We start from the raw sequence: 16299 nt of genomic DNA, 5'->3' as shown, positions 1-16299 counted from the left end.
TCAGGCATCTTTCCTATACCAATCTCACTAACTTAGCGTTAATCTGTGTTATTAACACATGTTAGTTTCTTATGTTAATAAGACACATTACTATATTTATATTAGTAGCAACCATATTTGAAACCAAATGAACCTGCACGCTTGCCTCGTAAAATTGCTCAATAGGCTGATGCAAGATTCATAATATTGAAAAGACGATTATTCTATGAAAAAAAAATACCTTATTGTTCCGCTTTTATTAGCTGGTAATCTTACAGCGGGTTATGCGCAGATAAGCGAGTTAGTGAACCTGAATAAAAATTATCAAACGGGACTTGAACTGCTGGATAACGAAAAATATGTGGCAGCTGCACAGCAATTCAGACTGGTAGAACAATTAAGACGCAAACCAGGCACACAGCAGGAAAGCAATTCTGAACTTTCTCTGCTGAAAGAAAATGCTAAATTTTACGCTGCAGTTTGCGCATTGGAATTGGGGAACGATGATGCTGAAAGTCTTTTCCAGACATTTATCAAAGATTATCCATTAAATCCAAATACTAAATTAGCTTACTTCCATGTAGGTAAATCATACTTCGCTCAAAAAAATTACCAGAAAGCACTGGAATGGTTTGAAAAAACTGATCCTTCTACCCTATCTAAAAAACAACGTACAGAATACCAGTTTAAACAGGGTTATTCTTATTTTGAACTGAAAGATATAGAAAAGGCAGAACCCCTGTTTGAAGAAGTCAAAAAAGTTGATGGCCCTTTTCAGGAAAGCGCAACTTACTATTTTGCTTACATCAATTACCTGAATAAGGAATACAAAACTGCATTAAGCAATTTTGAAAAACTCAAAGGCTCTAAAACTTATGAAGCGAGCTATCCTTATTATATCACGTCGATGTACTATCTGGACGAACGTTATGATGATGTGATCAGCTATGCGATTCCTATTTTAAAAAGTTCAAAACAACAGTTCGAAGCAGAAATGCTGAGTCTGATTGCTGCGTCTTATTTCGCTAAATCCGACTATAAAAATGCGGAGATTTATTTCAGGGATTTTTACGCTAAGGACAAGTCGGAGGTTAAAAATAACCTCTTCATTTATCAGTATGGTTACTCACTTTTCCAGTTAAATAAATACAAAGAATCTGTTACTGTTCTGGAGCAGCTGACTACTGATGATGTCTATCTGCAAAGTGGAATGTACACTTTAGGACGCTCATTTCTTAAACTGAACAATAAAGAAAAAGCAAGAAGCGCTTTCTTCAGAGCTTCGAGGGTCGACTTTGATAAGGTGATCCAGGAAGATGCATGGATCAATTATGCGAGATTAAGCTATGAGCTTGATTTTAATCAGCAGGCGCTGGAATCTACACAGAGTTTCCTGAAACAGTTCCCTTCTTCACGCAGGTTGAATGAGGCAAAAACTTTGCTGGGAGAGATCTTGCTGACAAGTAAAAACTACCAGGCTGCAATTGATATTCTTGAACCTATCGCTAATAAATCACCTGAAGCAGAAGAAGCTTATCAAAAGGTAACCTATTTCCGCGGACTGGAATTTTATAATGAAAGGGCCTTCCCTAATGCGCTTTCCATGTTCCTGCGTTCGGGCAACTTTCCTCAGGATAAGGAAATCCATGCCCTGAGTAATTACTGGATGGCAGAATCAATGTACGAACTGCGTAAATATGGTGAAGCCGTAAAAACTTTCGAAAAGTTTCTGGATATGCCAGACGCAAATAAAACAAATGTGTATAACTATGCGAATTATGCATTGGCCTATGCTGCATTTGAGGACGAGAAATATACTAAGGCTGCTAACTATTTTGAGCGCTTCCTGGGCGGAAATGATAAGGATAAGAATACAGTTGTTGATGCCACCATCAGGCTGGCCGACTCTTATTTTGTCAGTAAAAGTTATGGCAATGCGTTAACTTATTATAACCGGATTATCAGCAATAAATCTGCTGGTGAAGATTACGCATTATTTCAGCGTGGAATGATCCAGGGTCTGCAGGGACAGGATGATGCCAAAATCGGCACCATGCAAAGTTTACTGAAACAGTTCCCAAATTCTAACTATGCAGATGATGCAGGTTTCGAAACTGCCTATACTTACTTCAACAAAGGTGAACTGGATAAATCAAAAAGTGATCTGACCGGATTACTAGCCAAATATCCACGTAGCAGTTATGTGCCAAGAGCCCTGGTGACGATCGGATTGATACAGTACAACCAGGATCAGGATGACGCTGCACTGGAATCTTTCAAAAAGGTAATTACAGAATATGCAAGTACAGAAGAAGCTAAACAGGCACTGGAATCTATCAAAAATATTTATGTAGACCGTGGTGATGCCAATGGTTTCATCGCTTATGCGAATACTACACCAATTGGTAATTATTCGGTGGCAGACCAGGACAATATTGTTTTCCAGGCTGCAAATACAAGGTATTTAAAAGGTGATGCACAGGGAACGGTAGAGAGCGTAAATGCCTATTTCGACAAATTCCCTAAAGCAATTCATGATAAAGAAGCTAAGTTTATCAGGGCGGAATCACTGGTAAAATTAAATCGTCCGGATGATGCTGTGCCGGATTATGAATACATTTTGAACGACTGGACGAGCGATTATACTGAACGCTCACTGGTAAGTATTTCTAAACTGTTCTTAGCGCAGAAAAAATACAATGAAGCTATTGTTTACCTGAAAAGACTAGAAACAACGGCTGATTATAAATCTCATTATTCTTTTGCAATTAATAACTTACTGAAAGCCTACAGTGCTTTAAACATGCCTGATGATGTGCTTAAATATGCTCAGTTATCAAAAACTTCAGATAAGGCATCGGAAGAAGAGCTGAACAGTTCTGACCTGTTTGCTGGTAAGGCCTATTTACTGAAAGCAGATACCGTTGCCGCTGTAAAAGCTTTTACAAGTGTTGTTGGGAAAACTAAAACACTGGCTGCAGCTGAAGCGAAATACACACTGGCGGAGATCCAGTATGCTAAGCGGGATTATAAAACATCGCAGAAAACTTGTTTTGACTTAATCAACAACATGCCTTCTTATGATTACTGGGTAGCAAAAGCATTTATTCTGCTGTCTGATAATTATGTGGCCTTAAAGGATAACCTGCAGGCAAAAAGCACATTGCTGAGTATCATAGACAATTATGATGGTAAGGATGAAATTGTTGCGACTGCCAAAGAGAAATTAGAAAAAATTAAATAAGACGAAGCATCATGAGATTGAGCAAATTAATATATACTACACTACTTTTCCTTACTGCTGGTACCTTTAGCATTAAGGCACAGGATAAGAAGACTACCGACAAAAAAACGACTGAAACCAAAACAGAAGAAAAAGCAGTTACCGAAGAAATTGAAGTAGTAAGACCATATAAACCAATTTTGGCTGAAGCGGTAAAATTGCGCAGAAGTCCTGATTTAAATGATGTAAAAACATATAAAGCAAAGTTCAACTACAGTCTTACGGACAGAAAACTGGAGCTGAATTCAGACATCAATAAATTATATGCTCAGGAAGTAGCAGCAGAAAGACAAACAGAAATTATTAATAATTACGTCAAAGCAGGCTTAGGATCTGCCGGAACCATTTTGGGCGAAGCATATATCAATATGGGCCGTGATGAGGCTTTGCAGGCTGGCGGATTCTTCAGACACTTCAGTCAGGAAGGCAAACTGGAAGGACAGAAGTTTAACCAGCAGCAACTGACAGTTTTTGGTCGAAGTATAGGAGAAAAAGCCGTATTAAGCGGTCGCGTAAACTATGAACGAAAAGGCCTGTATTTCTATGGATACGACGAATTGAATCCTCTACGTAATCTTGATCCGCAGAAACAGGCTTTCAACTTTATCGAAGCAGAAGGTGAAATTGTTAATAAATATACGGAGGATGAAAATGCATTGAGTTATGCAGCAAAAATCAATGGTTATATCTGGGGTGATCAATTGTCTGCCAAAGAAAACGTAGTGACGATCAATGGTTATCTGAATAAAAGAATCAGCAGTTTTAATCTTGGCCTGGCTGCATCTACAGAATTGGGTAAAACGAAGGATGAGCTGACCAGTGTATCAAATAACTTATTACGTTTAAATCCTTATATACGCTTACAGGCGAATGGCATCAAAATTACTGCAGGAATTAACTTTGTACAGGAATTTGGTGCGGTATCAAAAAGCAGAATTTTCCCGGCCGTTACGGCAGACTTCACACTGATCCCGGATTACCTGCAGATCTTTGCTGAAGTAAAGGGTGATGTGAACAGAACCTCGATGAAAGACTTAACGGATGAGAATCCATTCTTAAACAGCAATATCAATATTCAGAATTCTATAGAGAAATTCAGTTTTAGTGCTGGTATCAAAGGAACAGGCGGACCAGGTTTTGGTTACAAAGCAAGAGTATACCGTAAGGAAATTACAGACATGCCATTGTTCGTAAATAACTTCACCAATTTCAATAAGTTCGATGTAATTTATGATTTTGGAAACATGAAACTTCTAGGCCTGGAGGGTGAACTGTCAGTACAGGTAAGCGATCAGCTGAAATGGACTGGAAAACTGAACCTGGAAGATTATAAACCATCAAACGAAACCTATAGCTGGTTTAAACCGCAGTTACGTATCAGTTCAAATCTGGATTACAAGATCACTGATAAAATTGGATTTAATGCAGCAGTTGCGATACAGGATGCAAGCAATGCAAAAGTATATACTTCTGCTCCTGCTGATCCATACCTGATTCCAGATCCGGCCAACGAAACGGTAACTTCTGTAAAAGGTTTTGTAGACCTGGGAATTGGCGCGACTTACAAAATCAATAACAAGTTCTCGGCTTTCGCCAAAGCTAACAACTTATTGAACACTAAATACAGCAGATATTTATATTATCAATCTATCGGAGTAAGTGTATTTGGAGGAATCAGCTATTCCTTCTAGTCAATACAATCATCAGGACGTTATTAGAAATAATAGCATCCTGATGATTTTAATGGCTCGTAGCAGAAAATATATTCAAATGAACATAATAATTGGTTGATACGGAATTAAAATTTATTTTTACCAGAATGGATATCTTATCATACCTGTCAGAACTTATTCAAACCCGAAAATTAGTAGGAATTCCCGGTTTGGGCACGATCTACAAAAAGAAGTCTCCGGGACGGTATGATGCTGAAACGCATTCATTTCTGCCACCCAGTTATACGGTCGACTTTACTGAGGAGGTTAAGGAAGAAGTACTCTTGTCTGAATTTATCAGTAAAAAAAGAAATGTATCGGCCGATACCGCAAACTATTTCATTGAAGAGTTCAGTAATCAGGTCGGCAAAGAGCTAAATGATCAGCACAAGGCTGAGTTTGGCAGTTTTGGTATATTGAGAAAACAGGACGATAAATTAACGCTTGAACCAGCTACCGGATTAAATACTGGTTTTGACTTTTTCGGACTTCCGGCAGTTAAAGCTGCAGCTCCTGTTCATCAGGAAACAACACCTGCCCCTTTAGAAGATACTCCGGTTGAACCAGAGGTGCTGGGAGATCCTGCAGAAACTGTTGCTGATCTTCCTGTAGAAGAAACTATCATAGCTGACAAAGAAGTGATAAGAGCTGAACAAACTGAGTCCCTCGAAGCAGAAAAAGCGGAACTGCCCGCAGTCAAATCAATAAAAGAAGAAACAATAAATACAGGCATTGATAACGATGAAGCAGACGAGACTGAGGTTCCGCTTGCTGTGATCGAAGAACCTTATATCAAACCTTCACCAGAGGAAGTAGCTGTTGAAAACCAGTTAGAAGAGGAAAACCCGGGTCAGGAAACAAGTGACAATTTAACGGCTCAGGTAGTCCCGGAAATTAAAAAGGAAGAAGTAATCTGGCAAATCAAAAAACCAGAACCTGTAGCGCCTTTTTACAGCGCACCTCCGCAGGCATTGCATGGGAATGAGTCCGACGAAGCTACAGAAGACGAAAAAACAACACCTGCTTACCTTAAAGTACTGATGGTGGTAGTGGTTTTACTGATATTTATTGCCGGAACTTATATTTTAAAACCTGAAATGTTTGAAGGCATCACAGGAAAAACAAGTTCGTCAATGCAGCCAGCTGCCAAACCGCAAACTGCGCCTGTTCCGGTTGTACAGCCTACCGACTCGGCTATAATTGATACAACTAAAGTTACTACGGCACCTTCAACTGTTGCTAACCGGCCAGTTGTTAAAAAAGACACGGTTAAAAAAGCCGCTGTGTCAGCTGTGCAGGATACTGCAGTTACTTATGAGATTATCGGTGCCGCAGTATTAAACAAAAAGGAGTCTGATTATTTCATTTATCAGATGAAACAAAGCGGTGTAATTGCAAAAGGATTGCCAAATGAACCTGGCAAAAGAATAAAGATGAGTTTAGGTACGTTTAAAGACAGGGTTTCTGCTACTGCCGAAATGGAAAAACTCGCTTCAAAATTAAAAATTAAAGGAATTTACATTTATCCAAACAAACAAAAATAATATGATCACATTGCTACAGGTTGCTACAGATACAGTAAACCAACTCGCTGATTCCACTAACGTTGCTAATCAAGCTGTGACTGCTGCACCTCCTGAATTACATTTTATAGACCTGCTGTTTAAAGGCGGTTGGGTAATGGTGCCATTGGCACTGCTTGCCTTTGCCGGCCTGGTTATTTTTGTGGAACGTTATATCACTATCCGTAAAGCTTCCAAATCAGAGTCGAACCTGATGCTTCAGATTAAACAGTATATTCATGAAGGCAGGCTGGAAAATGCCATCGCTTTGTGCAGAAATACAAATTCTCCGCTGGGTCGTATGCTTGAAAAAGGATTAAGACGTATCGGCAGACCAATTAAAGATATTGAAGCTGCGATAGAAAACGTAGGTAAACATGAAGTATCAAAACTGGAGAAAAATATCAGTATATTAGGTATTGTAGCCGGTATTGCTCCTATGTTAGGTTTCGTGGGTACTATTATCGGGGTAATTACGATCTTCCATGATGTATCTGTTAAAGGTGCAATTGAGATAGGAACGATCTCTGGTGGTTTATATACTAAAATGATTACCTCAGCAACGGGACTGATTGTGGGTATCATGGCCTATGTTTTATACCATGTATTAAACGCGATGGTAGAACGCATTATCCTGAGAATGGAAACAGACGCTTTAGAGTTTATTGATCTATTAGAAGAACCAGGTAAATAATGAACCTACGCAAAAGAAATAAAGGAACAGTTGAAGTACATACTTCAGCATTGAATGATATCATGTTTTTCCTGATGCTGTTTTTCCTTCTTGCTTCGGCAGTTGTAAATCCGCAGGTGGTGAAACTGTTACTTCCTCGTTCTGAATCCGGACAACAATCATCGGCGCAAAAAACCGTAACCGTATCAATTGATGAAAACCTGAAGTATTTTGTAGAGAAACAGCAGGTTACACTTGAAAATATGAAGGCCAGCATTGAAACTTATCAAAAGGCGTCGCCAGATCTGACTTTAGTATTATACGTAGCCAGAGGTGTATCTATAGAAAATACCATGGCTGTATTTGATGTAGCAAACCAATTGAAACTTAAAGTTGTTTTAGCTGTAGAACCTAAAAAATAATGACTTATAAAGAAGAAAATAATTATCCTAAAGCATTGGCAATCTCAACTGCCGTAATGGTGATTTTTATTGCTTTAAGCTTTTTTATTGCGATTGGTACCTTCAAGCCTGTCGAGGAATTTGGTACAGGAGGCATGGTGGTTAACTATGGTACATCTGTAGAAGGAATGGGTACGGATTATACAAGCATAGAAGAACCCTCTGCAGATCCTAATGCAAATAATCAACCGCCGGATAAGGTAGTGCCTGATCAGCAGGTTACACCCACCAAATCTTCACAAAGCACGGATAAGGATATTGTAACGCAGACCAGTGAGGAAGCGGTAAGTATCAACACAAAAAAAACAGCTAGTACCTCCACTCCTACGGCATCTACTGTAGATAAACCGGCTAAGCCAGCTATCAATCAGAATGCCCTGTATAAAGGAAAATCCAATAAGGGAACCGGCGGCGGGGATGGTACAGGAACTACACCTGGTAATCAGGGATCAGTAAATGGCGACCCGCTGGCAAATAATTATGGTGAAGGTGGATCTGGTTTTGGAACTACACCTATCGCCTTAAGACGTTTTACTAACCTGGTTACACCGCAGGATGACGGACAGAAAACAGGTAAAATCGCCGTAAGGATATCAATTAATAAACAGGGTATCGTTGTGGATGCTGTTCCTGGCGTGAAAGGCACTACTTTACAGGATCTTGACCTTTGGGCAAAATGTAAAGCTGCCGTAATGGGGGCGCGACTAAATCAGTCGGATTCAGCTCCGGATTTCCAGGTTGGCGTAGTGGTATTTAATTTTAAAGTGAAATAAAATTGACTTATTCAGAAACTCTGGAATACCTGTACAGCAGACTTCCAATGTTTACCCGTATCGGCGCTGCCGCGATTAAAAAAGATTTACACAATACCATTGCCTTGTGTGAACATCTTGGAAATCCTCAGCACAAATTTAAGACGATCCATATTGCCGGTACTAATGGCAAAGGCTCTACTTCACATATGCTGGCGGCAGTTTTACAAAAAGCTGGTTACAAAACGGGACTCTATACCTCTCCTCACCTTAAAGATTTCAGAGAACGGATCAGGATCAATGGTGAAATGATCCCGGAATCATTCGTGACTGATTTTGTAGCACAGGAAAAAGAACTCATAGAAGATATCAGCCCGTCTTTTTTTGAAGTGACCGTAGGCCTTGCATTCGACTACTTTGCGAAGGAAAAAGTAGATATTGCTGTAATTGAAACAGGACTGGGCGGTCGGCTGGATTCAACAAATATCATCACACCGGAATTATCCGTAATCACCAATATCAGTCTCGATCATACCAATTTATTGGGGAATACTATTCCTGAAATTGCTTATGAAAAAGCAGGTATCATCAAGAATCAGATACCTGTTGTGATTGGGGAACGGCAAGCAGAGACCACCACTGTTTTTGTAGACAAGGCTGCAGAGACCAATAGTGCTATCATCTTTGCCAGTGATTTGCTGCATGTTTCCGATACTTTTAGAAAAGATACATTTCTGATTACCTCAGTATATCAGGAGCATAGCCTACTATATCCTGAACTGCGACTGGATCTAACAGGGTCATATCAGCTGAAAAATATCCTTACCGTGATACAATCCGTTATTCTCCTGAATAAGATTGGATTTGAAATTACGGATGAGGCAATTACATCGGCTATAGCGAATACCAAGGGACTGACGGGATTGCGTGGAAGATGGGATATTTTAAGCGAACATCCACTTATAATTTGCGATACAGGACATAACGTTGCCGGCATCAAAGAAGTGATGGAAAATATCAATGCTACACCTCATGACCAATTACATATTGTAATCGGTATGCTGAAAGATAAAGATATCACCACTGTACTTCAATTGTTGCCTGCATCGGCCACTTATTACTTTTGTCAGCCTGATCTCGAAAGGGCAATGTCAGCTGAAGAACTATCCGGACAGGCTAAAGCATTCAATTTAAAGGGCAATATTTTTGGATCTGTTGCTGAAGCTATCGGAAATGCAAAAGCAAATGCTGATCCGAACGATCTGATTTTTATAGGCGGAAGTACCTTTGTTGTTGCAGAAGCACTTTAAGGCTTTTCTTAACATTAACTTTACCAGCGAAAGGTATCTTTGCCAAGCTTAACACATAATGATAAAACATCATGAGCTTAAGGATGATATACTTAAGATATAAGCTTGTGATGGCTTTAATATCCTTAAATACAATTATATTCTGATGAAGAAAAACTATTTGTTGTTTGCGGCACTCTGCTGCTTATGTAGTGTTACAAACGCTCAAAAAAAATCAAAGAGTTCAACGACTGCCTCAGCTTATCCAGCAACAGTGAGCCGTCCAAAACTGGTTGTCGGACTGGTTGTCGACCAAATGAGATGGGATTATTTGTACCGTTATTACGACAGATATGCGGAAGGTGGTTTCAAGCGGATGATCAATGAAGGTTTCTCTGTAGAAAATACGTATATCCCTTATACACCGACTTATACTGCTGTGGGACACACTTGCATCTACACAGGTTCGATCCCGGCAATTACAGGAATTATCGGCAATGACTGGTACGATCCGCAATTAAAAAAAGGTGTTTACTGTGCCGAAGACTCTACAGTGACAGGTGTCGGATCCTCCACCCCTGCCGGAAAGATGTCTCCTAAAAACTTGCTGAGCACTACAATTACAGATGAGTTGAGGATCGCCACTAATTTTAAGGGAAAGGTTATCGGAATCTCACTGAAAGACCGTGGTTCAATTTTACCTGCAGGTCATACTCCAACAGGAGCTTATTGGTATGATGGACAAACAGGTGACTGGATTACCAGTACCTATTATATGAATGAACTTCCAACTTGGATGCAGAATTATAATAAGCTAAAAATGGCCGATAAATATTATGACCAGAACTGGAATACCTTGTATCCAATCAATACTTACACTGAAAGCACATCAGATAATAAACCCTATGAAGGAAAAACCAGAGGCGAGGAAGCACCAGTGTTTCCACATCCATTAAAACTTTATGCCGGAAAAAACTATGATATGATCAGAAGTACGCCTTATGGTAACACGATCACCTTAGATCTGGCAAAAAAAGCTGTTGAAGCTGAAAGCTTGGGTAAAGATAATATTACCGATTTCCTTGCCGTTAGCTGTTCATCGACAGATTATATTGGTCACCAGTATGGTCCTAATTCCATTGAAGCGGAAGATACTTACCTGAGACTGGACAAGGATATTGCTGACTTCTTCAGCTATCTGGACAAAACAGTTGGTAAAGGAAACTATCTTGTATTTTTATCGGCTGATCATGGTGCTGCTCATGTACCAGGTTATATGACTGAGAATAAAATGCATGCCGGAGTAGTTGATGACAAGGCAGTCGTAACTGGTCTGAACAGCAATTTAGAAAGCAAGTTCAAAATCAAAAAACCGGTTATGATGACCATGAATAATCAAATCATTTTTGACCATAATAATCCTGATCTGGCAAAACTTGATTTCACAGCAATGAAATCTGCAGCTATAGATTACCTGAGAACAATCGATGGTTTTGCAGATGCAGTAGACTTATCAAGAATCGCTGAAAGTACTCTTCCTGCAATTCAGAAAGAAATGATCACAAATGGCTATAATGCGCGTCTTAGCGGTGATATTTATTATATCCTGCAGCCTAATTGGTTCAATGGAGGCAAAACCGGTACAACGCACGGTAACTGGAATCCTTATGATGCGCATATTCCATTGGTATTTATGGGATGGAATGTAAAACCCGGAAAAACTAATAAAACACATCATATGACAGATATCGCTCCAACTATTGCTGCTTTACTTCATATTCAAATGCCCAGCGGAAATGTAGGCGAACCCATTACTGAGCTGACACATCAATAAATCAGTTTTAACCGAACAAGAAATCCCCGGAACATCAGTTTCCCGGGGATTTCTTGTTTATACATATATTGCAATTACTCCGTTTACAGTGCTAATGAGATTTTGTTAACTTTGTATACCAAATATAATTCTTTCTATGGATCAAGTTGTAAGTTATATCCCTAAACATAAGATACGTTTTGTCACTGCAGCGGCGCTGTTTGACGGGCACGACGCTACTATCAATATAATGCGCCGCATACTACAATCATCCGGTGCCGAAGTGATTCACCTGGGCCACAACCGCTCAGTAGAGGAAGTAGTGAATTGTGCTATACAAGAAGACGTTCAGGGTATAGCGATGACCTCCTATCAGGGAGGGCATATAGAATATTTCAAATATATGTATGACCTGCTGCAACAGCATGGAGCCAGTCATATCAAGATCTTCGCTGGCGGCGGCGGTGTGATCCTCCCATCGGAAATCAAAGAATTGCAAGATTACGGAATCACCAGAATTTATTCTCCGGATGATGGCCGTAAAATGGGTCTGCAGGGCATGATCAACAACATGCTGGAACAAACAGATTTTATTACTACTAAATCAATTACTACAGAACTGGAAACCATTCCTAAAAAGATAGTTAAAAGTATTGCAGCAGCTATTACTGTGGCTGAAAATGATCCGGAAGCTGCTCAGGGATTTGTAAATGCCTTAAAGAAACTGACCATAAATAACCAGGCTCCGGTTTTAGGAATTACTGGTACCGGAGGATCGGGAAAATCATCACTCGTGGATGAGCTGGTCCGCAGATTTTTGATGGAGGTAAAAGATAAAACGCTTGCGATTATCTCCATTGACCCCTCTAAACGGAAAACCGGTGGTGCATTATTGGGCGACCGGATAAGGATGAATGCCATTAATCACCCAAGGATATATATGCGTTCGCTGGCCACCAGGCAGGCTAACCTGGCCCTGTCAAAAAATGTACAGGAGAGTATCGATATTTGTAAAGCTGCCGGCTACGACCTTATAATAGTTGAAACTTCGGGTATAGGTCAGTCAGACACCGAGATCACAGAACATTGTGACGTATCTTTATATGTGATGACTCCCGAGTTTGGTGCGGCCACACAACTGGAAAAAATAGATATGCTGGATTTTGCAGATCTGGTAGCCATCAATAAGTTTGATAAACGTGGTGCCCTTGATGCTTTACGCGACGTAAGAAAACAATACAAAAGGAACCACAATTTATTCGATGCCCGCGATGAAGATATACCGGCATTCGGTACTATGGCTTCACAGTTCAATGATCCGGGTATGAATAATCTGTTTACTGCACTGATGACTCAAATTCAGCAGAAGACCGGTGTGAAATTTGAAGCGCAGTTATTGATGACCTTGGATCAGTCAGAGAAAATCTATATTATTCCGCCAGACAGAATCAGGTATCTTGCTGAAATAGCCGAAGCAAGTCAGACTTACAATGACTGGGTGAATCGGCAGACAATCACGGCACGCAAATTATATCAACTGAAAGGTGTAATTGAAATTTCGGATAAAAATCCTGAATTGATGAACTCACTTACAGAAATGTATAATCATTTGGATGAACAGCTGGACGGCCACTGCAGACGACTCCTGAGAGAATGGCCGGTGACAACTGAAAAATATAAACAAGAGTTTTTTAGTTATAAAGTAAGGGATAAAGAAATAAAACAGCCGCTATTCTACGAATCCCTTTCCCGACTTAAAATCCCGAAAGTTTCCCTGCCAAGATATCAGGACTGGGGCGATATACTCAAGTGGCTGCTAACTGAAAATGTACCCGGGGAGTTTCCCTATGCTGCAGGCGTATTCCCTTTAAAACGTGATGGAGAAGATCCTACCAGAATGTTTGCGGGAGAAGGCGGACCAGAGCGTACAAATAAAAGATTCCATTACGTTTCTTTAGGTCAGCCTGCACATCGTTTATCAACTGCATTTGATTCTGTAACCCTATATGGTGAGGATCCGCATACCCGGCCAGATATTTACGGAAAAATAGGCAATTCGGGAGTAAGCATTGCTACTTTAGATGACGCAAAGAAACTCTACTCAGGCTTTGATCTTTGTGCTGCCGCTACTTCTGTTTCTATGACTATAAATGGTCCGGCCCCAATGCTTTTGGGCTTTTTCATGAACGTGGCGATTGATCAGCAATGTGAAAAGTATATTATAGCAAATGGTCTCATCGAAGAAACGGAACTAAAGATCAAAGCGATATTTGATAGCGCTGGTCAGCCGCGACCTACATATAGCGGAGAACTGCCTGCTGGCAACAACGGCCTTGGATTAATGCTGCTGGGTGTAACTGGTGATCAGGTTTTACCAGTCGATATATACGCAACGATCCGCGCATACGCGATCAGTTCTGTCCGCGGTACAGTGCAGGCAGATATTCTGAAAGAAGACCAGGCTCAGAATACCTGCATCTTCTCCACAGAGTTTGCATTACGAATGATGGGCGATATTCAAAAATACTTTATCGATGAAAAAGTACGTAATTTCTATTCTGTATCTATCTCAGGTTATCACATCGCAGAAGCAGGAGCAAACCCTATATCACAGCTGGCCTTCACGCTCAGCAACGGATTCACCTTTGTAGAATACTATCTTAGCAGGGGTATGCACATAGATGACTTCGCACCTAATCTTTCTTTCTTCTTTTCCAACGGAATTGATCCTGAATATGCGGTAATAGGCCGCGTAGCCAGAAGAATATGGGCCAAAGCGATCAAGAATAAGTATAAGGGAAATGAGCGGTCACAGAAGCTTAAATATCATATCCAGACCTCCGGCAGATCTCTTCATGCACAAGAAATTGATTTCAATGACATCCGGACAACCTTGCAGGCTTTATATGCGATATATGATAATTGCAATTCATTACATACAAACGCATACGACGAAGCGATTACTACACCTACAGAAGAATCTGTCAGAAGGGCTATGGCCATACAGCTGATTATCAACAGAGAACTTGGACTGGCTAAAAATGAAAATCCTTTACAAGGTGCATTTATTATTGAAGACCTCACTGATCTTGTAGAGGAAGCCGTGTTAACAGAATTCAAAAGAATAAATGACAGAGGCGGAGTTTTGGGTGCGATGGAAACCATGTATCAGCGCGGCAAGATCCAGGAAGAAAGCCTATACTACGAAACCTTAAAGCATTCAGGAGAATATCCAATCGTCGGTGTAAATACTTTCCTTAATAAAAAAGGATCTCCAACCGTTGTTCCTGGTGAAATTATACGCGCAACTGAGCAGGAGAAACAATATCAGATATCGGCATTGGAAGCCTTTAAGCAACTCAATAAAGACAAGACAACTAAAGTATTGGAACAGCTGCAACTAACAGCAATAAAAGGTGGAAATACATTTGAGGAACTCATGGAAGCCTGTAAATTTTGCTCCCTGGGTCAGATATCAAAAGCCCTCTATGAAGTAGGCGGGCAGTACAGGAGAAATATGTAAGTTGAACCGGGAATACTATATCACAGAAAAGGCAATCGGAATCAGATCTGATTGCCTTTTCTGTTACATAATAGATAATATTATGCGTGAATCCAGCTGAATTTATAATCCATCGTTGGCGTTTTCATTCTTTCAGCAACACGTAAAAGTCTATTAGGTAAAGCCATTATATAGTCGCGCGCTTGTTCTCCTGCTTCGTTTAAATCACGCATTCCATCCAATTTCCATTCCTCAATCAGTTGTTGCATGATCTCTACATAGTCCACCGCAGTATATACACCCAAACGTTGAGCTGCATCAGTGAAGTGACCAAAAGTTTGTCCCATTTTTAGCCCCATCTCTCTTAAGAAGTGAGCTGGCATTACAATCTTTTTACGCATCATATCTTCAAAAGCAATCAATGCTTCATTTGGATCTACCTCAAATATTTTAGACATAAAATCTTTGTAAGCCTTAGCATGTCTTGCCTCATCAGAAGCAATCACACCACATATTCTGGATAATAAAGTATCGCCGTCTTTTTTTGCCAACGATGCTACTCTACGGTGAGAAATGTTTGTAGCCAGTTCCTGGAAACTGGTGTATATAAAGTTACGGTATGGATCGTGACCGGTACCGATATCAAAACCATCAGCGATCAGATATTGCGTAGAAATCTCCATCTGACGCATATCAACCCGGCCGGATAAATAAAGGTATTTATTTAATAGATCTCCATGCCTGTTTTCCTCAGCTGTCCAGTGACGGTTCCATCTCATCCAGCCACCTTCTTCTTTACGGCTGACACCTTCAACCATGCTCAACCATGACTCATAGGTAGGTAAAGCTTCTTCCGTAATTGTATCGCCTATCAAAACGGCAACAAGATCATATGAAAGATCATTTGCAGTTTCACGCAAAGATTTGATATCCTGAAAAAAAGTATCACTTGTAGACACAGGCAAGAAATCAGTTGGTTGCCAATTTGTATCAATCGGTTTTAAGTAAGTATCCATCATTTCAAGCATATACTGCTCGATATGAAGCATCACTTCCCTTCTTTTTTCTGCAAAAAAACTCATTTGTGTGTATGTTAATTTAGTTACAAAGATAACCAATTTTTTCTCAAAAAGACTTTCTGACAGTAATTTATGGCGGATTTTGTCAGAAAACAATGACGAGTGAAAAGCAAAATAAAGAATAACCAATATGAAATGTCTGTATACAAGAAAAGCCTCACAGTTTCCTGTAAGGCTTTCTTTAAGATTTGGCA

10 protein-coding genes are annotated in these 16299 nt (G+C 40.0%); 9 read left to right on the top strand and 1 reads right to left on the bottom strand.

All coding sequences use genetic code 11. From position 1 onward, the window contains the following. Positions 1-205 precede the first annotated feature (205 nt). The 9 genes from OQX62_RS04245 (at position 206) to OQX62_RS04205 (ending at position 15047) form a co-directional block, all read left to right on the top strand. A complete protein-coding gene (locus tag OQX62_RS04245) occupies positions 206-3223 on the top strand; it encodes a tetratricopeptide repeat protein (protein WP_265830167.1) in 3018 nt (1005 codons plus the stop codon). Positions 3224-3234: 11 nt separating this feature from the next. Beyond that, positions 3235-4953, top strand: a complete 1719-nt coding sequence (locus OQX62_RS04240; RefSeq protein WP_265830166.1) for a TonB-dependent receptor — start codon at positions 3235-3237, stop codon at positions 4951-4953. Between the two features lie 128 nt (positions 4954-5081). Then, entirely contained in the window at positions 5082-6518 is a 1437-nt protein-coding gene (locus OQX62_RS04235; protein ID WP_265830165.1) for a hypothetical protein, read from the top strand. Position 6519: 1 nt separating this feature from the next. Beyond that, on the top strand, positions 6520-7230 hold the full coding sequence (locus tag OQX62_RS04230; RefSeq protein WP_265830164.1) for a MotA/TolQ/ExbB proton channel family protein: 711 nt from the start codon (positions 6520-6522) through the stop codon (positions 7228-7230). Next, the gene (locus OQX62_RS04225; protein WP_265830163.1) at positions 7230-7631 is read left to right on the top strand and encodes an ExbD/TolR family protein; all 402 of its coding nucleotides are present in this window, start codon (positions 7230-7232) and stop codon (positions 7629-7631) included. Before OQX62_RS04230 ends, OQX62_RS04225 begins: the two co-directional genes overlap by 1 nt. Next, complete coding sequence (locus OQX62_RS04220; RefSeq protein WP_265830162.1) at positions 7631-8443, top strand: energy transducer TonB; 813 nt, start codon at positions 7631-7633, stop codon at positions 8441-8443. The genes OQX62_RS04225 and OQX62_RS04220 overlap by 1 nt, the downstream gene beginning before the upstream one ends. 2 nt (positions 8444-8445) lie before the next feature. Next, on the top strand, positions 8446-9732 hold the full coding sequence (locus OQX62_RS04215) for a bifunctional folylpolyglutamate synthase/dihydrofolate synthase (RefSeq protein WP_265830161.1): 1287 nt from the start codon (positions 8446-8448) through the stop codon (positions 9730-9732). A 145-nt stretch (positions 9733-9877) separates the two neighbouring features. Beyond that, positions 9878-11545, top strand: a complete 1668-nt coding sequence (gene pafA / locus OQX62_RS04210; RefSeq protein ID WP_265830160.1) for an alkaline phosphatase PafA — start codon at positions 9878-9880, stop codon at positions 11543-11545. A gap of 136 nt (positions 11546-11681) precedes the next feature. Then, on the top strand, positions 11682-15047 hold the full coding sequence (locus tag OQX62_RS04205; protein WP_265830159.1) for a methylmalonyl-CoA mutase family protein: 3366 nt from the start codon (positions 11682-11684) through the stop codon (positions 15045-15047). An 80-nt stretch (positions 15048-15127) separates the two neighbouring features. Here OQX62_RS04205 and OQX62_RS04200 read toward each other — a convergent pair whose 3' ends face one another. Continuing rightward, positions 15128-16108, bottom strand: a complete 981-nt coding sequence (locus OQX62_RS04200; protein ID WP_265830158.1) for an acyl-ACP desaturase — start codon at positions 16106-16108, stop codon at positions 15128-15130. Positions 16109-16299 lie beyond the last annotated feature (191 nt).

Source organism: Pedobacter sp. MR2016-24 (assembly GCF_026239655.1).
Taxonomy (GTDB): domain Bacteria; phylum Bacteroidota; class Bacteroidia; order Sphingobacteriales; family Sphingobacteriaceae; genus Pedobacter.
Note: the sequence above shows the minus strand (reverse complement) of the source record. Positions and strands in the feature narration are given on the sequence as shown.

Excerpts from the sequence above, each read along its gene's own strand:
- OQX62_RS04245 (WP_265830167.1), top strand. The coding sequence starts at position 206 with ATGAAAAAAAAATACCTTATTGTTCCGCTTTTATTAGCTGGTAATCTT.
- OQX62_RS04240 (WP_265830166.1), top strand. The coding sequence starts at position 3,235 with ATGAGATTGAGCAAATTAATATATACTACACTACTTTTCCTTACTGCT.
- OQX62_RS04235 (WP_265830165.1), top strand. The coding sequence starts at position 5,082 with ATGGATATCTTATCATACCTGTCAGAACTTATTCAAACCCGAAAATTA.
- OQX62_RS04230 (WP_265830164.1), top strand. The coding sequence starts at position 6,520 with ATGATCACATTGCTACAGGTTGCTACAGATACAGTAAACCAACTCGCT.
- OQX62_RS04225 (WP_265830163.1), top strand. The coding sequence starts at position 7,230 with ATGAACCTACGCAAAAGAAATAAAGGAACAGTTGAAGTACATACTTCA.
- OQX62_RS04220 (WP_265830162.1), top strand. The coding sequence starts at position 7,631 with ATGACTTATAAAGAAGAAAATAATTATCCTAAAGCATTGGCAATCTCA.
- pafA (WP_265830160.1), top strand. The coding sequence starts at position 9,878 with ATGAAGAAAAACTATTTGTTGTTTGCGGCACTCTGCTGCTTATGTAGT.
- OQX62_RS04205 (WP_265830159.1), top strand. The coding sequence starts at position 11,682 with ATGGATCAAGTTGTAAGTTATATCCCTAAACATAAGATACGTTTTGTC.
- OQX62_RS04200 (WP_265830158.1), bottom strand. The coding sequence starts at position 16,108 with ATGAGTTTTTTTGCAGAAAAAAGAAGGGAAGTGATGCTTCATATCGAG.